Below are 22,504 nucleotides of genomic sequence, written 5' to 3'. Positions count from 1 at the left end.
CGGATAAAAAACCCCTGCCAAATGTTCAGCAGGGGAAGAGTGAGTTAATTATGCGTGCTGCGCTAGCTTTTTACGAGCGACTTCAGCAGCTGTCACCATGTTTTTCAAAGCAGCAATGGTTTCAGGTTCTTGTCTTGTTTTCAGTCCACAGTCAGGGTTGACCCAGAAGCGATCTGTCGGACAGACGTTCAGTGCATCATCAATGATTTTACTCATTTCTTCAACAGCTGGAACGCGCGGGCTGTGGATGTCATATACCCCAAGTCCAAGACCTTTCAAATACGGGTGTTTTTCTAAATAATCGAGGAACCCGCCATGACTACGTGAATGCTCAATCGTAATCACGTCTGCATCAAGGTCTTCAATCGTATCAACAATATCCTCGAAATTGCTGTAGCACATATGTGTATGAATTTGCGTTTCATTTTGAACAGACGATGTCGATAGACGGAATGACTCTGCTGCCCAGTTTAAGTATGCTGCCCAATCACTCTCTTTTAAAGGAAGACCTTCTCTTAGCGCAGGTTCATCCACTTGAATCACTTGAATACCCGCTGCTTCTAACGCTTCTACCTCTTTGCGTAAAGCAAAAGCGATTTGGAAGGCAATGTCTTTACGAGAGATATCTGTTCTTGGGAAAGACCAGTTTAAGATCGTGACAGGCCCTGTCAGCATTCCTTTGACTTTTTTCTCTGTTAAGCTTTGAGCGTAAACCGTCTCTTTCACTGTCATTGGCTCTGTAAATTCTACATCTCCATAAATGATCGGCGGCTTCACGCATCGTGATCCATAAGATTGAACCCAAGCGAATTTTGTAAAGGCAAATCCAGCGAGTTTTTCACCGAAGTATTCAACCATGTCTGTACGTTCAAATTCTCCATGAACGAGTACATCTAGGCCAATCTCTTCTTGAATATCAATCCATCTTTTTGTTTCTTTTTTAATAAATTCATCATACTCTGCATCTGTCCACTCATTTTTGCGCCATTTTTGACGAGCACTGCGCACCTCAGCTGACTGAGGGAAGCTTCCGATTGTTGTGGTTGGAAGAAGCGGCAGTTCAAGAGATTCATTTTGAATGCGTAGTCGTTCTTCAAAAGCAACTGGACGTTTAAAATCTTTTGATGAAAGGCTGTTGCGCTCTGCTGTCAGGTCCGCATTCGTTCCTTTCGCGAATTCTTTTAACGTCAGAAGTGCTTCATTTGCTGCATGGATGTCTGCATCAATGGCAGCTGCTCCTTTTGATAAGCCTTCTTTTAATAGCGTTAATTCAGCCAGCTTTTCAGTGGCATAAGAAAGTCCGTTTAATAGTTTTTCTTCAAGCTGTTCGCTCGGATGTTTTGCAACTGGTACATGTAGCAGGCTGCTTGAAGGCTGTAGCCATACTTCTTTTGGCTGCACGTCAGCAATCACTTCAGAAATAAACGATAATCTTTCTCCTAGATCTGATCTCCAAATATTTCTGCCGTCGATGATACCGGCTGCTAAAATTTTATCTTTTGGGAAGCCGTGTTTTTTAAATTGTTCAAGGTTTCGTCCTTGATCATGGACAAAATCAAGACCGATGGCTTCAACAGGATACGTCACAAGCTCTTCATAGGCATCTACTGAGTCAAAGTATGTTTGAAGGAGAACGTTTAAGGCAGGTACAGCTTTTTTAATCGTTTGATAGATGGCTTTTACTGCTTTCACGTCTTCACTTGAAGCTGTGACTAAAGCAGGCTCATCAATTTGAACCCATTTTACACCGGCTTCTTCAAGCTCTTTTAACAACTGAGTATAAAGCGGCACTAGGCGTTGCTGAATCTCTTTCACTTCATTGGCTTCATAGCCTTTAGAAAGTGCGACAAATGTATAAAGGCCAAGAACGACAGGTTTTGTTTCAACACCAAACGCTTTTTTCACCTTTTCGTATGCTTCAAGTGGTTTGTTATGTGTGAGTTTGAATTCTGTGCTTTTTTCGTATTCTGGAACGATGTAGTGATAGTTTGTATTAAACCATTTTGTCATTTCACTTGAGACAGCATCTTTTGTTCCTCTTGCCATCGCAAAGTATGTATCTAGCGGGTCTTTCAAGCTGCGGAAGCGCTCTGGAATCCAATTGAACATAACGGCAGTATCCAGCACGTGATCATAGAAGGTAAAGTCTCCAGAAGGAACAACGTCAATTTGTTGATCAATTTGAGTTTTAATAGCGGCTAAAAATTGTTCATCGAGTGTGCTTAAGAGGGTTTCTCGGTCAGTTTGACCTTTCCAATAAGACTCAAGTGCTTTTTTCCATTCTCTGTTTAAACCAATTCGCGGGAAACCTAGATTACTTGTTTTAACAATTGTCAATTCCAATTCCTCCTCTAAATATAAAAAGACACTCACACTCATGGTTAAGATTGATGAGGGCAAATGTCTGGTTTAAAAAGACAAAATGTGTGTGCGAAAGAAGGCGTAAGTATCAATGACGAACGCTTTTCCGACATCTCCTATCAACCGTAGGGGGTTTGATGTGATAGAGCGGCTGGTATCCTGGCTCGCGAATCTGCAAGCTTTTCATCCTTCCCATCTTAATGACAGTGGATTATTAACGAAAAGCTCTCCTCACTTACAGTGGCGGGACCGCGCCGGATTTTCACCGGTCTTCCCAATTAAAATTCGATGTGTGATCGAATTACCGACTCTCAAACTATGAATTTATTGTGTTCGATTATATAACGTTCACTTCATTTCGTCAAAGTAAATTTTGAATAATTTTAATTAAAAAAATCCTGAGAAAATTCTATCTTTTCTCAGGACCTAACATGTACCTATAGAGACAAAAGTTCTGCTTCCAATGTTTTCTCAAGAAGCACATCTGGTGCAGTTAAATATAAAAACCCGTTTCCTACAAGGGTTTTCGATTGTTTTAGCGGAAGGGTTCTCCGTACGAGTTGAGCATATACCTCAGGTTCTGTCAGCTTACGCTGGAACGCTTCTTCTTCGGCATTTTTAATAATGGCGAGTGCACCGCTCACATGAGGGGCAGCCATGGAAGTGCCTGTTAGTCTTCCGTATTTATGGTTAGGGAGAGTGGATAAAATGTCTTCACCTGGAGCGACGAGGTCGATTTCTTTATTCGCATTGGAGAATTCAGAGGATTCTCTTGCAAGAGAGACAGAGCCGACGGCAATGACCTCGTTGTATGCAGCTGGGTAGGAGAACTCTTCAGTACGCTCGTCTCCGTCACCTTCATTTCCTGCTGCGCAGACAACAAGCACACCGCTGCTTACCGCATGTTGGATAGCCTTTTGCAGTTCTGGTTCATTGCTTGGCCCACCGAGAGACATGGAAATGATATCAACCTTCTGTTCAACCGCATAATTAATGCCATTGATAATCCATTCGTATTTCCCGCTGCCATTTTTCCCTCCAAGAACTTTCACAATCAACAGCTTGGCTTCAGGGGCAACACCTAAAATGCCACCATTTTGATCCGTTGCTGCAATCGTTCCTGATACATGGGTACCATGTCCGTTGTAGTCTTTTACATTCTCAGCATCTCCATTGTCATCATCGGTAAAGTTTTTTCCTCCGATAATCTGATCTTTTAAATCGGGATGCTCCGTGTCGCAACCTGTATCAAGGACAGCAATGGTTATGCCTTTTCCTTTGAAGCCACTTGACCAAAGTTCGGGTGCTTTAATCTCCTGAATACTTTCCGGCGTCTCTTTCGCTTCCATCACATTGGCTTTTACTTCATACGGAATTAAGCGAATTTCACCTTTCATAAGAAAGCCCTCCTTATTTTGTTTTCAAAGTAGATTCAGGTTGCGTAATGTTATTGTATAAAACAAATGTTTGATCGGAAAGGGTCAATTGTAATAATTTTTCAAATAATCAAATAATTATTCATTGTGCAGTTCTCCTCATATCTTGCCGAAAGAAGTCACCTTTTGAGGAAAACTCTTAGTATCATATGAAAAAGAAGGAAATGCTGCATAGTGAGCTTGCACCTGTATAGATGAAAATGGGTGAAAAGAACTAAAAAAGGCAGAGCGAAAAAGCAATCATATAAAAAGATAGATGATGACAGAAAAGAAAAAGGTACATGCCATGTGCGGATGATTGTTTTTCCATTATAATGATCGAAAGAATTTAGAATGTAAAAAGTATTTGACATTTTTTAAGTGGATGATATGATTGAAATGTAAAAAGTATTTGACATTTTGATTGGGAGGGGACTAACCGTTGGATGTTGTAAAAGTCGTGTATTCAGTCATCTTATTAGTGGTCGGATTGTTTATCTTTATCGCGCCTATGATTCAAAAGGGTGATGAAAGAAAGAGATTTATCTACTCAAAAGCTCAATCGTATGCATTTATGGTGGTCATCGGTATGCTTTTATTAGAAGTCGCAAAGTCTATATTTTTAACGACCCAGGGGAACAATTCTGATAAGGGGTTTGGGATTTCTCCCATCATGTTCCTAACTGTGATTTCGGTCATATATTTAGTTACATTACTCATATACAGAAAAAAATATGGTGATTAAATTGCAAAATCATATAAGAGAACTAAGGAAATCCATTAAATTATCCCAAGAAGAACTTGCTAAACGGTGTAAGGTCTCGAGACAAACCATCAATGCCATTGAAAACGATAAGTACGACCCTACTTTACAATTAGCCTTTGACATCGCCTCTGTTTTGAATACGACTGTAGATGAGCTTTTTGTCAGTCAACCTAAAAAGAAGTAAGGGACCAGCCTCAGAAAAGAGGCTTTTTTTGTTGATTTGTGTAATGTGAAAGGATCAGCTGAAAATAAAAATCAACCATATTACATAACAATTCCTCATTCATGAAAAATAAGATATGAAGATTGTGACTGTTCCAATGGAGAAAGGCAACATATAATAATGGAAAGACAAGCTTGCCTTTTAGATAGGAGAGATAGAGATGAACAAAGGGAAGATACTCGTGGTCGAAGATGAAAAGAAAATTGCAAGAGTGCTGTCATTAGAACTTGAATATGAAGGATATGAGGTCACAGTCCAAGATACAGGGATGAAAGGGCTCCAGGCGCTCGAGGAGGAGAGTTTTGATTTAGTGCTTCTAGATGTCATGCTTCCAGAATTAAGCGGACTTGAAGTGCTTAGAAGGGTTCGAAAGACAAATACGGCAACACCGATCATTTTGATTACCGCAAGAGGAAGTGTTCCCGATAAGGTCAGCGGTCTTGATCTTGGGGCAAACGATTATATTACAAAACCCTTTGACATAGAAGAATTATTAGCGCGAATTCGTGCACAGCTGAGGTTCAATCACAATGCGCAAGAGGAAAAGGAAATTGAGCTAAGTATTGCAGATTTAACGGTGAATGAGAAAACAAGAGAAATTCAAAGAGGCGGTCAGACGCTTGAGCTGACACCGAGAGAATATGACCTGCTTGTTCATTTATTGAAACATCAACAGCAAGTGCTCACAAGAGATCAGCTTTTAACAGCTGTTTGGGGTTTTGACTATTTTGGTGACACGAACGTGGTTGATGTCTATATTCGCTATTTAAGGAAAAAAATCGATTACCCGTTTGAAAAACAATTGATTCACACAGTGAGAGGTGTGGGTTATGTGATGAAAGGATAAAGCATGAGATTAAAAAATAAGATCCAGCTTTATACATCGTTGTCCTTGTTTTTAATGGTGCTACTGTTTCATACAGCGATTTATTTTATTTTTTCGATGACCTTGACGCAAAAAGATATGTCCAGACTGTCGGAAGTAGCTGAAAATATTGCGATTGCACTAAAGAAGTCAGAAGAAGAGGGCCTTCCATCTTCAGAGCTTCTGAAAGCGTATCTGCCTCAAAATGGTATGATCCGTGTCGTCACAGAGAAAGGTGAATCAAAGCTGACCGTCACGAAGGAATCTACGTTTAGCTCACTTCCTTTTACATACGAATCTGGTCAGACAGCAGAAATTCAAGAATACAATAAGCATATGATTGCGTTTGCGGCTATCCCTGTCATTTGGACAAATGGGGACATTGTGTCGCTGCAAGTATATGAAGAAATTGAAAATACAGAAGAGAACTTGGCGTTATTAAAAATGATTTTAATCACTACTGGCGTTTTGTTTATTGTGCTTTCTTATTTTGCAGGCCACATTTTAACGAAACAAATTGTCCGCCCAATTAGCCGAATGACCAATACGATGAAAGCAAGTATGAGAGAAAAGGCATTTAAACGAATTGAATTAACAGGCGATTCAAAGGATGAACTGTATCAAATGGGTCAAACCTTTAATGAAATGGCCGAAATTCTCGAGAAACATTATGAGAAAGAACAGCAATTTTTACACGATGCTTCTCATGAATTGAAAACACCCATTACCGTCATCATGAGCTACAGCAATTTACTAAAACGCTGGGGGCAAAGCCGGCCAGAGGTCGTAGAAGAATCCTCTCAAGCCATTCATGATGAGGCGAAAAAAATGAAAAGGCTGACAGATCAACTACTCACACTGGCGAAAAATGGGCAGCCGCTTTACTTGGACATGAAGCCGGTTGATCTTGGTCAATTGTGTAGCCAAGTCGGCCATACACTTGAAGTGGCAACCAGTCGAACCATCCTTACTCATATACAAACAGATCAGCCTGTGATTGCTGAAGGAGACGAAGAGAAGATCAAACAGCTTTTGACCATCTTGATTGATAATGCGGTTAAATATAGTGCAGAGCCAGTTGATGTGAACTGCGGACGAGCAGGAGAGAAACCGTTTATTTCGGTTGTAGACAAAGGAATTGGCATAAAAGAAGAGGATCTGCCGAAAATCTTTGACCGCTTTTTCCGTGTGGATGAAGCGAGAAACAGTGAGACGGGTGGGACTGGACTTGGCCTGTCAATTGCGAAGCAAATTGCTGAAGAGCATGGGGCTGAGCTAAAGGTAGACAGCCGTATCGGTGAAGGAACCGTGATGACCATTCTTTTTCAGAAATAAGTAGGTCTTTTCTCATCAATTTCTCATTTCCTCCTTATAAAATAGGAAATAGGAAGGAGGCGCTGCATGTCTAAAAAAATGAAAATGCTGCTTACACTCGCAGGATGTCTTTTCATTCTTGCGGCCTTTGCAATGCTCATGATTCAAACCATTGACAAAAAAATATTAAGCGAAGCAGACATTAAAAAAATCATCGCAAAAGACTACAATGGAAACATCACAAACATTGATTTGATCAATCATAAACAGGACTATACATTGACGCTTGAAAATTCAAATGGCATCTATCAAATCATTGCATCTTCCTCAAGCGGTCAAATGAAAGAGATGAAACAGTTAAAGAGCTATCAAAAACCAAATGAGAAAAATGCCGAACTTCAAGCAGAAGAAGCGGCAGTGAAAAAAGTGAAGGGTACTGTGATTCAAAAGAAAGAAAAATCGGATCGCTTTATCTTTACGATTCAATCAAAAAAAGAACTGTATCAAGTGGATGTTGAGAAAGACACGTTCAAGGTGATTGAAGCAGAAAAGAAAAAGCCAACCTCTAAAGAAAAGAAGCTCACAAAAATAACGGTAGAAGAAGCCATTCAGATTGCCGTAAAAGAAGTGGGCGGCACAGTGGATGATGCAGATCTTGAAACTTTTAGCGGAATGCTCGTGTTTGAGGTAGAGCTCGATTTGCCGGATGGGAGAGAGGCAGAGGTATTAGTGAATGCCTATACAGGAGATATTGAAGGCATTACGTACGAAAACTAATCATTTTCTCATGATTTTCTCATCTTCCTATCCTTCCTTTATCATCTTGTTTTTTTAAGATAAAGGAGAAATCAAACAGAGGAGGAATGAAATATGATAAAAAAAGTACTAGTCGCTACAGCATTCACAGGAGCCCTTGTCGCAGGTGGTTTCACCCTTCAAGCGCAAAATACAAATCAAACGGCAAATGCCGAACAAGTGGTGCAAAAGAAATCTTCATTTGTCTCAAAGAAACAGGCTGAAAAAGCAGCATTAAAAGTTGTGAAAGGCTATGTAGATGATGTAGATCTTGAGCGTAAAAAAGGAAAATGGGTATATGAGGTCGAGATTAAAAAAGGCGGCTTTGAATATAAAGTATATGTCGATGCCAAAACAGGCAAAGCGCTCAATGATCCAGTCAAAGAAAAGAAACAAAATGTAAAAATCACCAAAAAACAGGCTGAACAAATTGCCCTTGCAAAAGTAAAAGGAACAGTCACAGATTCAGAATTAGATAAAGAAAATGGTGTGTACTTGTATGAAATTGAAATTACGACACCAAGCGGCGAAGAAGTTGATTTTGAGATTTCCGCTAAAACAGGCAAAATCCTCAAGCAAGAATGGGACGATTAAGGTATAAATGAACCTTACACTTTTATGTGTAAGGTTTTTTCATTGGGACAAACTACTGGAAAGGAGGCGAGAGAATATGATGAAGAAAAAAGAAGAAGAACAGACGATGGATCGTGCGGAATATGTTCCCCATCCTGATGGAGAAGGATATGCTTTGTTTTTGCATGATTCCTTTCATCTCCTCTCCCAAGAGGATATGAATCAGCCAGAAGAGGAATAAAAGACATGAAAGGGCGATGGTCAACTTGTCGATCGCTCTTTTTTTGAAAAGAAAGCGAATACATCAGGAAACTTGGCATCTTGCTTATTGACATCATTGCGCTTTTTCTGTAATCTCAGTGTGTCAACAATATGAGACTTCGTTAGGTGAGGCTCCTGTATGGAGATACGCTGCTGCCCAAAAATGTCCAAAGACGCCAATGGGTCAACAGGAATCATCGACATAAGGTGATTTTTAATGCAGCTGGATGAATCCTATGCCATACAGTGCTAAAGCTCTACGATTGAAGGAGCAAGTGTTTATTTGTCATGCTTACAAAGCGCCTTCATTCGGTTGAAGGTGCTTTTTTATGAGAAAAGGAGGTGTGGGGATGGATCATCCCGATTCGAGACACATAGAGAGTATGTCAAAAGATCAGATTGACACATCAGATAGAGGAGATCCTGACCCCCGCACAATCTAAGGGATTCGGGTATCTCCTGATTTTGGGGAGGTAACAGCGATGATACAGAACATTACGTACGATGAACTCATTTTACGCATCATTATTTTACTAAGAGATGGAAAACGTAAAGAATTTAAAAACATTATGGAAGAACTGCAGCCTTATGATATGGCCTACTTATTCAAGGAGCTTCCAGAAAAACATCGCGGCCGCTTTCTCAGCTTTTTAACAGTCGATGACGTGACGGAAATGATGGGTGAACTGGAGCGGGAATATCAAGAGATTGTTCTTGAAAAAGTAGGGAAAGACAAAGCCACCTTCGTCACAAACAAAATGGATAACGATGACCTTGCCAACTTGTTTGATGAGATGGAGGATGAGCTGAAGGATCAGCTTTTATCTAACATGGAAGCAGAGGAATCCAAGGCCGTCCAGCTTCTCATGAATTACCCTGCTGAGACAGCAGGCCGGATCATGACCAATCGGTACGTTTGGATTCCGCAGCATTATACGGTTCAGGATGCCGTGGTGAAGCTGAAAAGCTTTGCTGAAATTGCCGAATCGATCAACTACTTATATGTCATAAATGATCAAAAACAGCTTGTAGGGGTACTCTCATACAGGGATCTTATTTTAGGTGAGCCAGATGAAAAAGTGCAGGATCTTATGTTTACAAGAGTCATTGCCGTTGGTGCCTTTCAAGACCAGGAAGAAATCGCAAAGCTCATTGAACGATATGATTTCCTTGCCATCCCTGTTGTAGAAGAGAACAATGTCTTAGTCGGAATTGTGACAGTCGATGATATCATTGATGTTGTGATTCAAGAGGCAGGAGAAGACTATGAAAAGTTTGCTGCCTCTGGTAAAGATATCACGTTCGACACACCGGCATTTGTGGCGGCATACCGCCGTCTTCCATGGCTCATTTTGCTCTTATTCATTGGGCTGATTTCAGGCAGTATCTTAAATTATTTTGAAGATACCCTGCAGCAAGTCGTTGCTTTAGCATTCTTCATGCCGATGATTGCAGGTATGACAGGGAATACAGGGACACAGTCTCTAGCGGTTGTCATTAGAGGATTGTCAAAAGAAGAATTAACGAAAAAAACCATTATGCGCTTGATTTTCAGAGAGCTGAGAACAAGTATTTATATTGGGATTGTTTGTTCAATCATTATTACGGTCGTTGCCATGGTATGGCAGGGCAATATGATTTTAGGTTTTGTTGTTGGTTCCTCGCTTCTTGCAACACTGATTATTGGGACGATGGCAGGTACGGTCGTGCCGATTATTTTACACAGATTAAATGTCGACCCAGCCATTGCATCTGGACCGCTGATCACAACATTGAATGATATTTTATCCTTACTCATCTATTTTGGAATTGCAACAGCATTTCTTCATACACTGATGTAGTCAAAAGACTGTAAAATGTAACGTTTTACAGTCTTTTTTGAATAAAGATTGCATATAGCGCTTCCATCCTTTACATTTTAAGGAGAAGGTGGGAGAGAAAAATGAAGAAGTTGTTATTCATTTTCATGTGCATTGTTTTGCTAAGTGCATGTTCAAGAGAAGACGAGGGGAAAGACAGAAGACTTGTGGCATCAGAGCATATGCTAGAAGCGATAACTGAAGGAAATAAACGAAAAATGGAAAATGTCTATGTCGAAGGCGCAGTCCCAAGCCCAAATGACATTCTTAAATCGAAAAAGGAATGGGGAATTGAGACGCTTTCTTATGAAGATTTCCAATTGGAAGAAGCCAGCATCCATGTCTTTCATGCAAATTATAAAGATGTAAACACTGGAGAAAAAAAGGCGCTTGCCTTTCGGGTGAAAGAAGATCCTGAAAAAGGCGGCGTACGAATTGACTTTGTAGGGGTTGTTGAAGGAACTGACGCTTCATCTAAATAAAAAGAATCGTTCATATGCTTGGCATAAGTTGAGATAATGTAAAAGGATAGAAGAGCTGAAAGAATGTCGCTCTATCTATCCTCTTTTTTATCACACATGTTCTTATTAATGAAAACAATGATCTGTCTCAGATCACATATTCGTAATGCCTATTAACTCCATAAATTGTGACAGAGCACTGGTCATGTACGAATCACGTCGCCTGATCAACACAGTGGGTACGATTCGATGTGGTTCTGGTAACGGATGACAGGTGAATTTGCCTTCCCCCCGAGATTCAACCATAGATTTTGGTAATATAGTCACTCCCAGCCCGCTTTCAACACATTTAAGGACGCCCTCTAACGTACCATATTCCATGACCTTCATAGGAGGATAGCCGTTGTTCTCTAGCCACTTTTGCCATCGTCCTAAATAAATACAATGGGCGAATGACGAGAGCAACGGCTCATGTAAAATAGATTCTACCTGGAATTGCTCCGTGGAGTAGCTTGTAATGAGAACGAGGGATTCTTCCAATACAGGATACTCGATGATTTCTGGATGAAGAATTGGCCCATCTACCAAGGCCCCGTCTACTTTGTAGTTGAGGATAGCGCTAACTTGGTCGACTGTAGGTGCCATATACAAGCTCAATTCTACTTGTGGAAATGTTTTGTGATATTCTGTGAAAATGCTGGGCAATCTTGTAGATGCGGTGGACTCTATAGATCCAATGTGTAAAGATCCCCGCGGAGTAGAGGAAAGCTTTACTGCTTCTATCGCTTCTTCGTAATCATATAGCAATTTATTTACATAGGGCAGCAGTTCACGTCCTGCAGGCGTTAAAGATATTTTCTTATGATATCGATAGAGAAGAGGTACACCTAACTCTTGTTCAAGACGTTGGATTCTTGCGGTGACATTGGACTGCACATAATTTAATTTTTGAGCAGCTTTTGTGATGCTTTGTTCAATGGCAACGGCTTTAAATACTTCCAAAGATTTAATATCCAAACTAACTCTCCTTTTTTGCATCACAAATTGTGATGATCTATATGCTGTTTTTTGATTTTACGTGATCCAATGAAGTATGTAAACTAAATGATAGAAGAGGTTGATGCTCATTGCGTCCCTTTTATCTGATTGAGAGGAGAAAATGAGATTTTCTTAGCTGTGGCAATTAAACGTTTCCATTTAATAAGGAGGGGAATCGATTGATTTCAAAGGTAAATATCGAAGAAAAATTTTCGCAAATAAATGATTATTGGAATCCTAGAATAGGTGGAGAGTTGAATGACTCATACATGAAAATGGTGAAAATTAAGGGTGAATTCATTTGGCATCACCATGATGATGAGGATGAAATGTTCTTTGTGTGGAAAGGCAACCTAGTCATCCGTTTTAGGGATAGGGAAATAACGCTTAATGAAGGAGAATTTCTTGTGATTCCAAAAGGAGTTGAACATCAGCCCATTGCTGAAGAAGAAGTTCACTTGCTCTTAATTGAACCCAAAACGACGCTAAACACGGGGAATGTGCTCAATGAACGAACTGTTTCGATTCCTGAACAAATTTGAAAAACTAAATCGTTAAAGATCAAGTATCTTAGGTGATAAATAGTTGAATGGTTGTTTTAGCTAATAACGAGGCTGCAATTGCTGCCTCGTTTTGTTGCTTCAATGATTCAGATGAGCTGTAACGCATTTGCTTTCACTACCTGAAATAAACTCTTCAGCAAGAATCGGTTTGTGCTTTCATCGTTTCATATTCAGGACGATCAGATACTAAGTCTATTTTGCTGAGTAAGCGATTGTTATTTAGTTCATCGATTCTTGTACCGGAAGTGCGCGTTAATTTGACCTTCCAGCATCTTTTTCTTATATTGTCCGCTTTTTAATGCCTGTTCTTTTTTCTTCATGTCTTTTAAAATTTCCGCTGTCTGCACACCATCTTCCCGTTTATTGGCGATATCCATTAAACGTTCTACATCAGAAAAAGAATATTTTCGTGTGCCTCTTGTTGAGCGCTGGGGGTAGATGAGTTTCCGTTCCTCATAATATCGGATTTGCCTGACGGAAAGCCCTGTTAATTCACTGACAATCCCGATTGAAATGACTTTTTTATCTTTATAAGATACATCTTCCTGCGTCATATCCTCACCCCTGCAAGTCTTTTCTTCATATTATATCGAAAAGTCAGTAAAAAAACCTAACGTTTGTTAGATAATATAACACAAAAATGAAAAAAGTGAAAAACAATGGAAGGAAAATTAACATATAACGTGCAAATCATATCACGTGAACATATGATAATAAAAAGAAAAAATGAGGAGGAGGCGCACTTGATGGAGAAAACACAGATCATCCGTATGGCAAAAGAAATCATCGCATTAGATGTGAAGAGGGATGAACTGCTGGAGCAGTTCATGCAGGCTGCGGGTCAGAATGCACATGCTCTTCTTAGAGCCGTACAAAATGATTTGTATAAAAAGTCCTCATAAGCACCCGATCCATATCCATTGATAGGAGGGGAGATGTCGTGCGGCGTATATTAAAAGAAGCTTTAGCGAAAGAAAGACATTATTATACGAAGCAGCTTTGCTCACTTGGGGTGTATAGCCCTGATATGACCAAGAACATGACAATTAGTGACTTAAAAAAAGAGTATCATTTCTTTTTCAACAAAACAGATCGCTATCTTTAACATCCCTTATCATGTGCGTTGTCACATGAAGGGTTCTTTTTTTGTGTGTTTAATATTATAGCAATATTGAATTTTGTAGAAATTTGACGAATCAAATGTAAGGAAATATAGAGCCTTTACAGATTATGTTAAAATTTGTCGTAACATGATGGTTTGCTGGAAAAGCTTTTTTTCGAGATGATTGTGAAAAATAAGAAGGATTTTAAAAGTTTATATCGAAATCTTATACATAACACGAATGGAGTCACTTATGTGGTTGAAAGGGTTTTCAAAAACGTACTTCTATTTTTTACGAAAGGCTCCAACTGCACCGCAAGAAAGCCTTGAAGTTAAAAAAATATTATAAGAGGTAGATATGTGATGAGACTATCGTTTAATGAAGAAGAAGTAGAACGTTCAATGACGCTTTACAAAGTTTTTGCAAGGGCATTTAAAAGCGTTTCCGAACACAGTATTAGAGACAGCAAGGAGCATGGATTTAATCCAACTGAATTTGCCGTTCTCGAATTACTGTATACGAGAGGTGCTCAAAAACTTCAGCAAATCGGCTCAAGACTCCTGCTTGTCAGCGGGAATGTGACGTACGTAATTGACAAGTTAGAACGAAATGGTTTCATTGAAAGAGAACAGGACCCAAAGGATAAGCGGTCAGTTTATGCCCATTTAACGGATAAAGGGCGCAGTTATCTGGATAAAATTTATCCAATCCATTCTCTTCGAATTGCGCGGGCGTTTTCTGGTCTTTCGCGTGAAGAACAGGAGCAATTAATTAGTCTGCTGAAAAAAGCAGGTATTCACAGTCAGCATTTGTTATTTAGATAAAACGAAAAGGTGCCATGGTTGGCACCTTTTAGATTGTTGACAAAGGGCTAAAATGAACTTGATTTTAGCCCTTTGTCTTCTTTTTAGCCCAGCGTGATAGAAAACCTTTGCAGTCTAGGAAGGACGAGTACTGGCGCGGAGCGAATTTGTCATTCGTGAGCACCAGCACGCAGGACTGACAAAGAATGCGAGGGTTTGTCTACACGCTGAAAGGTGCCATGGTTGGCACCTTTTTTATGTATCTAGCTGATGAGCAGGATAGGCGATAAATTTTTCAATATCACTAGCTGGAAGTGGCTTGGCATAATAAAAGCCTTGTAGATCGTCACAGCCCTGCGCAGATAAAAGTTGCGCTTGTGCAAAAGTTTCAACACCTTCAGCAATGACTTCTAGAGATAGCTGGTGCCCCATTGCAATAATAGCCCCTGTGATTTGCTCAGACTTTGAATCGCTCAAAATATCCTCGATAAATGATTTATCAATTTTCAGGCGGTGAATCGGCAAATCCTTCAAATAGCTTAAAGAGCTGTGGCCTGTACCAAAATCATCAATACTAATACGGACGCCAAGTTGTTTTAGAGATGTCAGTACTTGTTTTGACTGCTTGATGTTGTCCATTGTCATGCTTTCTGTCACTTCAAGCTCAAGAAGTGATGGTTGAAGGTCGTATTTTTTTAGCGTTAGTTTAATCAAATCAATTAAGTCTTCAGAGTTAAACTGCTTAGCAGATAAATTGACCGCTACAGGAATTTTCAATTGCTTGTCATACCACAATTTTGCCTGCTGACATGCCGTGTCAATGACCCACCTTCCAATATCGATGATCAGGCCGGATTCTTCAGCAAGTTCAATGAAAGCCTCGGGTGATTTTAGAGAACCGTCTGGTGCTTTCATTCTTAAAAGGGCTTCAACACCTGTCATCTGTCTTGTTTTGGCGCTGATTTGCGGCTGATAATGAAGCACAAACTGCTTTCTTTGAATGGCATCTCGTAGCTCCAGCTCGCGATTGAGTCTGTCCTCACTCAATCTCTCCATAGATTCAGTAAAAAATTCATAGCGGCTTTGTTTATGTTTCTTTGATAAATACATGGCCATATCTGCTTTTCTCATCAATTCCATACCATTCTTTCCGTTTTGCGGAGAGATGGCGATTCCAATACTAATGGATGTAATGAGCTGATGGTTTTGAATGAAAAAAGGACGTTCAAATTGGCGAATGATGTTTTTCAAAAGCTGTTCAATTTTATGTGTGTTATGCTCCATGTGAGGAAAGATCATTAAAAATTCATCCCCGCCAATTCTTGCAATAAAGCCATTGTCAGGCAAACATTTGGTTAGTCTGTTTGCGGCGGCTTTCAACAGCAGATCGCCTATGTTATGACCAAGGGCATCATTAATAATTTTAAACCGATTTAAATCAAGAAAAAGAACTGCCGTTGACGTTTTTGTCTCTTCTTGAGCGGATAAAACATCATTTAAATGATTAATTCCGTGACGACGGTTCGGAAGTTCAGTTAGTGCATCATAATGTGCCATCACATGAATTTCTTTTTCAGCAATCTTCTGCTGGGTTAAATCCTTAAAAACGAGATAAATGCTGTCAAGTGTATGGTTGACGTGTACGGGTATGTATGTAACATGATAATAATAAAAACGATCTGCTGCTTTCAGTTCTGCTTCACGCGTAATTGCTTTTTTTGATTGATAAATAAAGTCTTCCCACATCTCAGTCGGCATGACGTATTGACTCACATCATCACCAATCCAGGAATTGCACATTTTCAAAATGTGTTTGCCTGGGTCATTCGCAGATATCACTTTTCGATCAACAGATAACACGATAATCCCATCTATATTATGTTTGATCAGTGATTGGAACCGCTGTTCATTTTCTTTTAGCTGATCTGATTGTGACATAATCCGGTGATCAATATAGGCGCCGAAAATCATGAGTGATTGGACGATAAGTGTCATCAGGCCGATGAAAATCGACAGGCTGAATGGTGACATTTCAAGAGAACCACCCGCAGCGACCTGACCATCTGAATGAAAAAACATCGTCGAAGACGCCATGCCAGTGTAATGCATGCCCGCAATAGCACCGCCCATCATCAGTGCACCCGCTATTTTTAACAGCTGATCCTCCCGCCTTTTCTCAGAGCGATGGAGCCGGAAAAAAAGGTGTAATGAAAAGAATGAAGCGAGCGCACCAATAAAAAACGAAAGAAAAAAGAGAACAGGGTCATAGCTGATGGTGACATTCGCCATTGATTCCAATCCGAGATAGTGCATGCTGCAAATAGCTGAGCCCATCGTGATCGAACTAATCAAAAGTCGTCTTGTGGAAAGTTGCTGCTGAATACATATTGAAAAAGCAATGAAAGAACCGATAAAAGAGGTCAAAATCGATAAAATGAGTAAGGGTGTTTCATATGTGATACCAGAGCGTAGATGAAACGCCATCATGCCAATAAAATGCATTGACCATATTCCCATCCCCATGATCATCGCACCAATGATCAACCATACTCTTTTCTTTGCGCCGCTCGACTGGATCACCCGGCTGGCTAATTGAAGAGCTGAGTAGGAGGCGACAGCGGCGACAGCGACTGACAGAAAGACAAGCCATCCGTTGTAGCTTCCTGTTAAATGTGTCATGTAAGAAAACCTCCTGTATCTAAAAACAGACATATACTTAATATATCGGATCAAGTGGCGCCTGTGTTCACTTTTCCTTTACTTAAAAAGGGCATTCAGCATTTTTTTTGACCATTTTTTATAGTAAAATCAAATTTAATGTAAAAAAACGAAGAAAAGTGAATCATTTTTGGTTTTTTATTCGTTTAATAGGTGGCACGGTACGATTTGCAAGCATAGCCTGTCAAACTGATTATGTGTGAAAGGGATTGATAAACATCGAAGATTTTATTATTTCATTAGCTGATGCCTTTAAGAATTTGTCGTACTTCGGCATCTTTCTTGCATTATGCATTGAATTTGTTCCTGCTGAAGTGGTGTTGCCTCTTGCAGGTTACTGGGTTTCAAAAGGGGACATGGCCTTCATCGGTGTTGTGGCTGCCGGTTCTATTGGCGGTGTGGCAGGCCCCTTGACCTTGTACTGGTTAGGGCGTTACGGAGGCAGACCCTTTTTAAATAAATATGGGAAGTATTTCTTTGTGAAACCTGAGTCACTTGATAAATCGGATGCCTTTTTTGAAAAGCATGGTGGATTTGTTGCGTTTAGCGGCCGGTTTATTCCAGGGGTCAGAACCCTTATTTCCATTCCGTGTGGGATTGCGAAGATGAATGTGTGGGTTTTTTGCCTGTATACGTTTTTGGCGATTACGCCAATTACATTTGTATATGTGTATCTAGGATTTGTCCTTGGGGAGAACTGGCAAGAGGTTGGAACCATTTTAGAACCATATGTATTGCCGATTGGAATTGGTATGCTCTTATTGTTTGTTCTCTACGTGTGGCTGAAACGAAGAAAAAGAAAAACAGAAACACCAACGGCTTAAACAATGGGTGGAGATAAAAAGTCACCTGTTGACAATCCGGGGTCTGTTGATTATGATATAAGTAATCTAAATATTCTTAATCCCACCAAAGGGGAGTAGCGTCCGGTTTTTACCGGAAACAAAGTCGTCATTACATGGAACCTCATTCCATCGGCTTTGTTGGCATGATTTACATATCACATGTCTAGCAAGACCTTTGCCATTTCAGGCAAAGGTCTTTTTTGCATTCATAAGCCTTTGTCTGTTGTGGGACAATAGATAAAAAATAAGGAGGAATGATGATGGATGCAGCAATTATTTTAGAGTACGGGTGGGTTCTTCTCGTATTGATTGGATTAGAAGGGATTTTAGCAGCTGATAATGCGCTGGTTATGGCTGTGATGGTCAAACACCTTCCTGAAAAACAAAGAAAAAAGGCATTGTTTTACGGACTTGCGGGAGCATTTGTCATGCGATTTGGTTCTCTTTTTCTTATTTCGTTTTTAGTAGATGTGTGGCAAGTTCAAGCCATTGGCGCAATTTATCTTCTATATATTTCGATTCACCATATTTTAAAATCGCACGTATTTAAGAAAAAGGAAGCAGACACAAACATGAAACAAAGCGGCTTTTGGGCAACCGTCGTGAAAGTTGAGCTTGCTGACATTGCATTTGCAGTAGATTCTATTTTAGCAGCTGTTGCATTAGCTGTGACTCTGCCAGCAACAAACCTTCCACAAATTGGCGGGCTTGATGGCGGTCAATTTATTGTCATTCTATTGGGCGGTATCATTGGTCTAGTGATCATGAGGTTTGCGGCGACTGTATTTGTGAAACTGCTTAAAACGAGACCAAGCCTAGAAACAGCAGCATTTGTCATTGTCGGATGGGTTGGCGTGAAGCTGACGCTCTATACACTTTCTCATCCAGCCATTGGGGTCGTGTCCTCTCATTTCATTCATTCAACATTATGGAAAGTCATTTTCTGGACGGTTCTTCTCGCAATTGCAGCATTTGGTTGGTTTTTATCAAGTCCATCAAGAAAAGGCGGCCAGCAAAACGAGGAAAAACAAGAGATGCGGCTGGAAGAGTAGGTTTTTTGAAAGAAATATCATTTCATTTTCATAACACGTATATTACAAAAAAGGGGGGATACCCCCTTATTTCTTTGCTTTTAAACGAAACGTTGTAAAGTAGATAAAGAAATACATGTCACAATTGAGTAACAGGAAATGAATTCCTCATTTCTTCCTTTGCGCTTCCCTCATAAATTAGCTATCATAAATGAGTAATATAGGGAGAACTGAGGTGAAACCATTGCTTAGCCTTTTGTTTAAAAAGGGAAAGAAAAAGCAAACATTAGAGCAGTCGGCAATCAACATCCAACAGGGTGATACCGAGCTGCAAAATGCATTAATCGAGCAATACAAACCATTTGTCGCTAAGACGGTTTCATCCGTTTGTAAACGATATATAGATGAAAAAGATGATGAATTCAGCGTAGGCTTAATTGCCTTTAATGAAGCGATAGAAAAATACTCTGCCGAAAAAGGCAACTCACTCCTTGCATTTGCGGAGTTAATTATTAAAAGAAAAGTAATCGACTATATTCGAAAAGAAGCAAGAAACGCGCCAACGGTTCAAATGGACCTTCAAGAAAGTGAGAATGGCGAGTACTCGCAAAGCATGATTGAAGCAGAGCTTTCTGCAAATGAATATAGGCGTTTAATTGAACAAGAACATAGAAGAGAAGAGATTGAACATTTTAAAGAACGATTGAAAGTATATGGTCTTACGTTTCAAGAACTGCTTGAGCATTCACCAAAGCATGCGGATGCGAGACAAAATGCCATTAAAGTGGCCCATACACTCGTTAAGCACGATGAACTGAGAACCATTTTATTTCAGAAAAAACAATTGCCAGTCAAACAGCTGGAAAAGCTAGTGGAAGTCAGCCGCAAAACGATTGAGAGAAATAGAAAATATATTATTGCGATGGCGATCATTATGACAGGTGATTATGTGTATTTGAAAGATTACCTTAAAGGGGTGCTTAATTCATGAGAAGAGGCATTATAGTAGAGAAAAACAAAAAATATGTCACACTGCTGACCCCTGATGGACAATTTCTGCGGACAAAGTATGAACAGCAAGACTATGAAATCGGTCAAGAAGTGACGTTTCCGAATGAATCACGTCTCGAAAGAAAAAGAGCCGGTTTTTTTGACCTGCTTCGTTTACGTCCGTTAAATGCAGGAATTCTATCAATTGCAGCAATTATTGTCGTGATCTTCACTATGATGCCATCTTTCTCAAGTCAAAAAGCATATGCATATATGACGATTGACATTAACCCAAGTTTTGAGCTGAAACTCGATCACAATTATCAAGTGATCGGTGTCACTCCGCTGAATAAAGATGCGAAGCAAGTACTGGCCAGTATGAAAGATTTAGAAAAAAACGACATGACCAAAGTCGTGCAGGAAATCATCGATGATTGTGATAAAAAAGGATACGTGAACCACTCTAAAAGCATTTATATTTCAACTGTTTATGAAAACAAGCAGGATCATACATACAAAACAAACGTAAAAAGTAAAATCAGCACCATCTCGGGGGAATATCAAAAGCGCAATTATAAGCTAGAAACTGTGGAAGGTGACCTGGAAACAAGAGAAAAGGCACAAAAAGCAGGCATTTCAACAGGAACTTATATTAGAAATCAAGAAATGCAAGAAAACGAACAAGAGGACGTTAAAAAAGAAGATGAAGATCCAGCAGATGACGAGGCTGTCAAAGAAGAAGAGCCGAAAAATGCTGATGAAGATCAAAAAGACGAAGACAAAAAAGAAGATATAAAGACAGACGGTAGCGATGAGATGCAGCCGGATAAAGAGGCTCCAGAAGGCGAAGACAAAGAGCAGAAGGAAGTTGAGAGGGAAGAGCAAGGAGCTGTTCAAAAGCCTCACCAAACAAGCCCTAATCATGAAAATAAAGAGAAAAAGGGAAAAGAAGAAAAGGACCGCCCTTTTGAAAAAGACAAAGAGCAAAAAAAAAATCACTCGACTGATCCTGATGAAAAAAGACATCCAAATGGCACATCACGTGGTGATGCTGAAAAGCATGTAAAAAAAAACGACAGTGGTCAGAATCGTCCGTACGTCGAACGTAACAGAAATGACGTCAAACAAAAAGGGAAAAATACACCGCCTTCATACCGTGAAAACCGGGATGAGCCTACATATGAACAGTAAAAAAACGCCAGAATAGATCCGGCGTATTTCACCATGTCTTTATTTAGTTGAATGGCCCATTTGAGATTGCGCCTGCTGTACGAGTCTTTTTGTCATCTCGCCGCCAACAGAACCGTTTGAACGTGCGACTGTATCTGAACCGAGAGTCACGCCAAATTCTTGAGCGATCTCGTATTTAAATTGATCTAATGCTTGTTCTACTCCAGGAACAAGAAGTTGATTTCGATTTGCCATCACAGATTCCTCCTTTCACCTCATGTTTGTTGCGCCTTCTTATTTTGAAAAAAACAGCCTGCAATTATGCTGGCAATTGCTGCACAAAAAAGCCGAGGTGATGAAGGTCACCTCGGGCTCAGTTTTAAGCCTTTTTCAGCTGAAGCGTATTCAACATCATTTCTTGCGCTGTGCTTTGCAAGTGAGAAGTGAAAACGGAGAAAACTGTGGAACTGATAATGCCTTTAATCAATTGCCATTGCGGCTTCGTCAATTCTGTAAACTCTTCGTGGAGCTTGTCCGTCTGCTCTTCTGTCATTTCTCGTAAATTCGTTTCCTTTAATGGAAAATGTGTATGGTGATAAATAAAATCAAGGACGTGCGCATATGCTTCATAAAAACGGATGGGGCTGATAATATCATCCGTTCGATCTGTGATCGTATTAAATAAGGCAGATAAGATCATACGAATAGAATCAAAATCAAATACTGATTTTAAATCCCGGACAATTAATAAAATAACGACCTGATCAATGGAGTACTTCTTGCCAAGCTCTGGATGGCCGATCATATCTTTAATATCGCGCTTGATCCAGTTTTGAATGGCTGTCGATTTAAGAGAAGTCAGCTCACACAAGTTGCCAAGCTCAACGATTTCGTTCGTTGAAAGCCCGTGCTCTGATTTTTGCTTCCGCCGTTCGAGTTTTTCAAAAAACGAAGGGATTTTTAATTCATCATATTCATGTTCCTTATCGCTTTTTACAGATAAATTCAAAAGCTGAAGCGGAGTCAGATCTCCCTCGCCTTTTAGAGAATACAGAAGTCTCGTCATGTCAATTCTCGTTAATTTAAAAGTCACCATGTTCCACCTCATTTGTACGTCAAAAACGTGATTATTGATCTAATTCAACATCATAATCTCTTTTTAATGAAAATGCAAAATAAACTAAAATAGGACCGCTGCGTCACAATTTGTTCACTTTTTAGCGGATGCAAGTAGCGTAATCATTGAAATGACGAGGTTTGAGCCAGTATGATAAACATAGAAAACGATTCCTTTTTCCTTGCAATTTGAGACGTTTATTTTTATAATTTTATTAATAAGTTCAAATGAAC

The 22,504-nt window shown here is 39.8% G+C and carries 24 protein-coding genes and 3 riboswitches; of the genes, 17 read left to right on the top strand and 7 right to left on the bottom strand.

Annotation, left to right across the window (positions count from 1 at the left end; all coding sequences use genetic code 11):
- Positions 1-48 precede the first annotated feature (48 nt).
- Entirely contained in the window at positions 49-2,337 is a 2,289-nt protein-coding gene (gene metE, locus ACRRMM_RS07755; RefSeq protein ID WP_428828909.1) for a 5-methyltetrahydropteroyltriglutamate--homocysteine S-methyltransferase, read from the bottom strand.
- A 156-nt stretch (positions 2,338-2,493) separates the two neighbouring features.
- A riboswitch (cobalamin riboswitch) is annotated at positions 2,494-2,686 on the bottom strand.
- Between the two features lie 112 nt (positions 2,687-2,798).
- Positions 2,799-3,758, bottom strand: a complete 960-nt coding sequence (locus ACRRMM_RS07750) for a S8 family peptidase (protein WP_007498796.1) — start codon at positions 3,756-3,758, stop codon at positions 2,799-2,801.
- A 460-nt stretch (positions 3,759-4,218) separates the two neighbouring features.
- Here ACRRMM_RS07750 and ACRRMM_RS07745 point away from each other — a divergent pair, with 460 nt between their 5' ends.
- From ACRRMM_RS07745 to ACRRMM_RS07705, 9 genes are all read left to right on the top strand, one after another.
- Positions 4,219-4,521: a hypothetical protein gene (locus ACRRMM_RS07745; protein ID WP_008346180.1), complete on the top strand. Its 303-nt coding sequence runs from the start codon at positions 4,219-4,221 to the stop codon at positions 4,519-4,521.
- 1 nt (position 4,522) lies between these two features.
- Positions 4,523-4,726, top strand: coding sequence for a helix-turn-helix transcriptional regulator (locus ACRRMM_RS07740; protein WP_008346178.1), 204 nt, complete (start codon positions 4,523-4,525; stop codon positions 4,724-4,726).
- 199 nt (positions 4,727-4,925) lie between these two features.
- Positions 4,926-5,612, top strand: a complete 687-nt coding sequence (locus ACRRMM_RS07735; RefSeq protein WP_008346176.1) for a response regulator transcription factor — start codon at positions 4,926-4,928, stop codon at positions 5,610-5,612.
- Positions 5,613-5,615: 3 nt separating this feature from the next.
- On the top strand, positions 5,616-6,965 hold the full coding sequence (locus ACRRMM_RS07730) for an ATP-binding protein (protein ID WP_428828910.1): 1,350 nt from the start codon (positions 5,616-5,618) through the stop codon (positions 6,963-6,965).
- 66 nt (positions 6,966-7,031) lie between these two features.
- Positions 7,032-7,721 carry a PepSY domain-containing protein gene (locus ACRRMM_RS07725; RefSeq protein WP_081114174.1) on the top strand — a complete coding sequence of 230 codons (690 nt, stop codon included), beginning with the start codon at positions 7,032-7,034 and terminating at the stop codon, positions 7,719-7,721.
- A 93-nt stretch (positions 7,722-7,814) separates the two neighbouring features.
- Positions 7,815-8,333, top strand: a complete 519-nt coding sequence (locus ACRRMM_RS07720; RefSeq protein ID WP_008346169.1) for a PepSY domain-containing protein — start codon at positions 7,815-7,817, stop codon at positions 8,331-8,333.
- Positions 8,334-8,409: 76 nt separating this feature from the next.
- Positions 8,410-8,553 (top strand): hypothetical protein, encoded by a 144-nt coding sequence (locus ACRRMM_RS07715; protein WP_008346168.1) that lies wholly within the window; start codon positions 8,410-8,412, stop codon positions 8,551-8,553.
- A 131-nt stretch (positions 8,554-8,684) separates the two neighbouring features.
- Positions 8,685-8,848: riboswitch (M-box (ykoK) riboswitch) on the top strand.
- A 207-nt stretch (positions 8,849-9,055) separates the two neighbouring features.
- Entirely contained in the window at positions 9,056-10,414 is a 1,359-nt protein-coding gene (gene mgtE, locus ACRRMM_RS07710) for a magnesium transporter (RefSeq protein ID WP_007498785.1), read from the top strand.
- Positions 10,415-10,515: 101 nt separating this feature from the next.
- Positions 10,516-10,914: a hypothetical protein gene (locus tag ACRRMM_RS07705; RefSeq protein WP_210552411.1), complete on the top strand. Its 399-nt coding sequence runs from the start codon at positions 10,516-10,518 to the stop codon at positions 10,912-10,914.
- 132 nt (positions 10,915-11,046) lie between these two features.
- On the opposite strand, the gene ACRRMM_RS07700 is transcribed toward ACRRMM_RS07705, so the two are convergent.
- The gene (locus ACRRMM_RS07700; RefSeq protein ID WP_046343363.1) at positions 11,047-11,910 is read right to left on the bottom strand and encodes a LysR family transcriptional regulator; all 864 of its coding nucleotides are present in this window, start codon (positions 11,908-11,910) and stop codon (positions 11,047-11,049) included.
- A gap of 200 nt (positions 11,911-12,110) precedes the next feature.
- Here ACRRMM_RS07700 and ACRRMM_RS07695 point away from each other — a divergent pair, with 200 nt between their 5' ends.
- Positions 12,111-12,473: a cupin domain-containing protein gene (locus ACRRMM_RS07695; RefSeq protein WP_007498780.1), complete on the top strand. Its 363-nt coding sequence runs from the start codon at positions 12,111-12,113 to the stop codon at positions 12,471-12,473.
- A 245-nt stretch (positions 12,474-12,718) separates the two neighbouring features.
- On the opposite strand, the gene ACRRMM_RS07690 is transcribed toward ACRRMM_RS07695, so the two are convergent.
- Positions 12,719-13,048: a MerR family transcriptional regulator gene (locus tag ACRRMM_RS07690; protein WP_007498778.1), complete on the bottom strand. Its 330-nt coding sequence runs from the start codon at positions 13,046-13,048 to the stop codon at positions 12,719-12,721.
- A 192-nt stretch (positions 13,049-13,240) separates the two neighbouring features.
- Between ACRRMM_RS07690 and ACRRMM_RS07685 the strand changes: the two genes are divergently transcribed.
- The 3 genes from ACRRMM_RS07685 (at position 13,241) to ACRRMM_RS07675 (ending at position 14,421) form a co-directional block, all read left to right on the top strand.
- Positions 13,241-13,396, top strand: a complete 156-nt coding sequence (locus ACRRMM_RS07685) for a hypothetical protein (RefSeq protein ID WP_008346151.1) — start codon at positions 13,241-13,243, stop codon at positions 13,394-13,396.
- A gap of 38 nt (positions 13,397-13,434) precedes the next feature.
- Positions 13,435-13,599, top strand: coding sequence for a hypothetical protein (locus ACRRMM_RS07680; protein WP_008346148.1), 165 nt, complete (start codon positions 13,435-13,437; stop codon positions 13,597-13,599).
- A gap of 357 nt (positions 13,600-13,956) precedes the next feature.
- Entirely contained in the window at positions 13,957-14,421 is a 465-nt protein-coding gene (locus tag ACRRMM_RS07675; RefSeq protein ID WP_088004396.1) for a MarR family winged helix-turn-helix transcriptional regulator, read from the top strand.
- A gap of 234 nt (positions 14,422-14,655) precedes the next feature.
- Here ACRRMM_RS07675 and ACRRMM_RS07670 read toward each other — a convergent pair whose 3' ends face one another.
- Positions 14,656-17,079 carry a bifunctional diguanylate cyclase/phosphodiesterase gene (locus tag ACRRMM_RS07670; RefSeq protein WP_008346144.1) on the bottom strand — a complete coding sequence of 808 codons (2,424 nt, stop codon included), beginning with the start codon at positions 17,077-17,079 and terminating at the stop codon, positions 14,656-14,658.
- Between the two features lie 248 nt (positions 17,080-17,327).
- Between ACRRMM_RS07670 and ACRRMM_RS07665 the strand changes: the two genes are divergently transcribed.
- The 4 genes from ACRRMM_RS07665 to ACRRMM_RS07650 all read left to right on the top strand — a co-directional run bounded on the left by ACRRMM_RS07665 (position 17,328) and on the right by ACRRMM_RS07650 (position 21,175).
- Complete coding sequence (locus ACRRMM_RS07665; RefSeq protein ID WP_007498772.1) at positions 17,328-17,942, top strand: DedA family protein; 615 nt, start codon at positions 17,328-17,330, stop codon at positions 17,940-17,942.
- A gap of 78 nt (positions 17,943-18,020) precedes the next feature.
- A riboswitch (yybP-ykoY riboswitch) is annotated at positions 18,021-18,191 on the top strand.
- Between the two features lie 32 nt (positions 18,192-18,223).
- On the top strand, positions 18,224-19,015 hold the full coding sequence (locus ACRRMM_RS07660; protein WP_048003405.1) for a TerC family protein: 792 nt from the start codon (positions 18,224-18,226) through the stop codon (positions 19,013-19,015).
- Between the two features lie 214 nt (positions 19,016-19,229).
- Positions 19,230-19,985, top strand: a complete 756-nt coding sequence (gene sigI / locus ACRRMM_RS07655; RefSeq protein WP_008346139.1) for an RNA polymerase sigma factor SigI — start codon at positions 19,230-19,232, stop codon at positions 19,983-19,985.
- Complete coding sequence (locus tag ACRRMM_RS07650) at positions 19,982-21,175, top strand: anti-sigma-I factor RsgI family protein (protein WP_210552413.1); 1,194 nt, start codon at positions 19,982-19,984, stop codon at positions 21,173-21,175. Before sigI ends, ACRRMM_RS07650 begins: the two co-directional genes overlap by 4 nt.
- A 39-nt stretch (positions 21,176-21,214) precedes the next feature.
- Here the strand turns inward: ACRRMM_RS07650 and ACRRMM_RS07645 are convergent, their stop codons facing one another.
- Together ACRRMM_RS07645 and ACRRMM_RS07640 are read right to left on the bottom strand one after the other, a co-directional pair.
- The gene (locus tag ACRRMM_RS07645) at positions 21,215-21,409 is read right to left on the bottom strand and encodes an alpha/beta-type small acid-soluble spore protein (RefSeq protein WP_017367112.1); all 195 of its coding nucleotides are present in this window, start codon (positions 21,407-21,409) and stop codon (positions 21,215-21,217) included.
- A 124-nt stretch (positions 21,410-21,533) separates the two neighbouring features.
- On the bottom strand, positions 21,534-22,250 hold the full coding sequence (locus ACRRMM_RS07640; protein ID WP_048003403.1) for a DUF1836 domain-containing protein: 717 nt from the start codon (positions 22,248-22,250) through the stop codon (positions 21,534-21,536).
- Between the last annotated feature and the right edge of the window lie 254 nt (positions 22,251-22,504).

Origin of the sequence: Bacillus sp. XT-4, from assembly GCF_050864245.1 — a bacterium.
GTDB classification, from domain to species: Bacteria; Bacillota; Bacilli; order Bacillales; family Bacillaceae; genus Bacillus; species Bacillus altitudinis.
This window is presented reverse-complemented; position numbering and strand designations above follow the sequence as displayed.

What these genes read in the sequence shown, in the direction of transcription:
- ACRRMM_RS07705 (WP_210552411.1), top strand. Translation starts at nt 10,516, where the DNA reads ATGAAGAAGTTGTTATTCATTTTCATGTGCATTGTTTTGCTAAGTGCA.
- ACRRMM_RS07645 (WP_017367112.1), bottom strand. Translation starts at nt 21,409, where the DNA reads ATGGCAAATCGAAATCAACTTCTTGTTCCTGGAGTAGAACAAGCATTA.
- ACRRMM_RS07730 (WP_428828910.1), top strand. Translation starts at nt 5,616, where the DNA reads ATGAGATTAAAAAATAAGATCCAGCTTTATACATCGTTGTCCTTGTTT.
- ACRRMM_RS07650 (WP_210552413.1), top strand. Translation starts at nt 19,982, where the DNA reads ATGAGAAGAGGCATTATAGTAGAGAAAAACAAAAAATATGTCACACTG.
- ACRRMM_RS07715 (WP_008346168.1), top strand. Translation starts at nt 8,410, where the DNA reads ATGATGAAGAAAAAAGAAGAAGAACAGACGATGGATCGTGCGGAATAT.
- ACRRMM_RS07690 (WP_007498778.1), bottom strand. Translation starts at nt 13,048, where the DNA reads ATGACGCAGGAAGATGTATCTTATAAAGATAAAAAAGTCATTTCAATC.
- ACRRMM_RS07660 (WP_048003405.1), top strand. Translation starts at nt 18,224, where the DNA reads ATGGATGCAGCAATTATTTTAGAGTACGGGTGGGTTCTTCTCGTATTG.
- mgtE (WP_007498785.1), top strand. Translation starts at nt 9,056, where the DNA reads ATGATACAGAACATTACGTACGATGAACTCATTTTACGCATCATTATT.
- ACRRMM_RS07685 (WP_008346151.1), top strand. Translation starts at nt 13,241, where the DNA reads ATGGAGAAAACACAGATCATCCGTATGGCAAAAGAAATCATCGCATTA.
- ACRRMM_RS07750 (WP_007498796.1), bottom strand. Translation starts at nt 3,758, where the DNA reads ATGAAAGGTGAAATTCGCTTAATTCCGTATGAAGTAAAAGCCAATGTG.
- ACRRMM_RS07720 (WP_008346169.1), top strand. Translation starts at nt 7,815, where the DNA reads ATGATAAAAAAAGTACTAGTCGCTACAGCATTCACAGGAGCCCTTGTC.
- ACRRMM_RS07735 (WP_008346176.1), top strand. Translation starts at nt 4,926, where the DNA reads ATGAACAAAGGGAAGATACTCGTGGTCGAAGATGAAAAGAAAATTGCA.
- ACRRMM_RS07670 (WP_008346144.1), bottom strand. Translation starts at nt 17,079, where the DNA reads ATGACACATTTAACAGGAAGCTACAACGGATGGCTTGTCTTTCTGTCA.
- ACRRMM_RS07725 (WP_081114174.1), top strand. Translation starts at nt 7,032, where the DNA reads ATGTCTAAAAAAATGAAAATGCTGCTTACACTCGCAGGATGTCTTTTC.
- ACRRMM_RS07640 (WP_048003403.1), bottom strand. Translation starts at nt 22,250, where the DNA reads ATGGTGACTTTTAAATTAACGAGAATTGACATGACGAGACTTCTGTAT.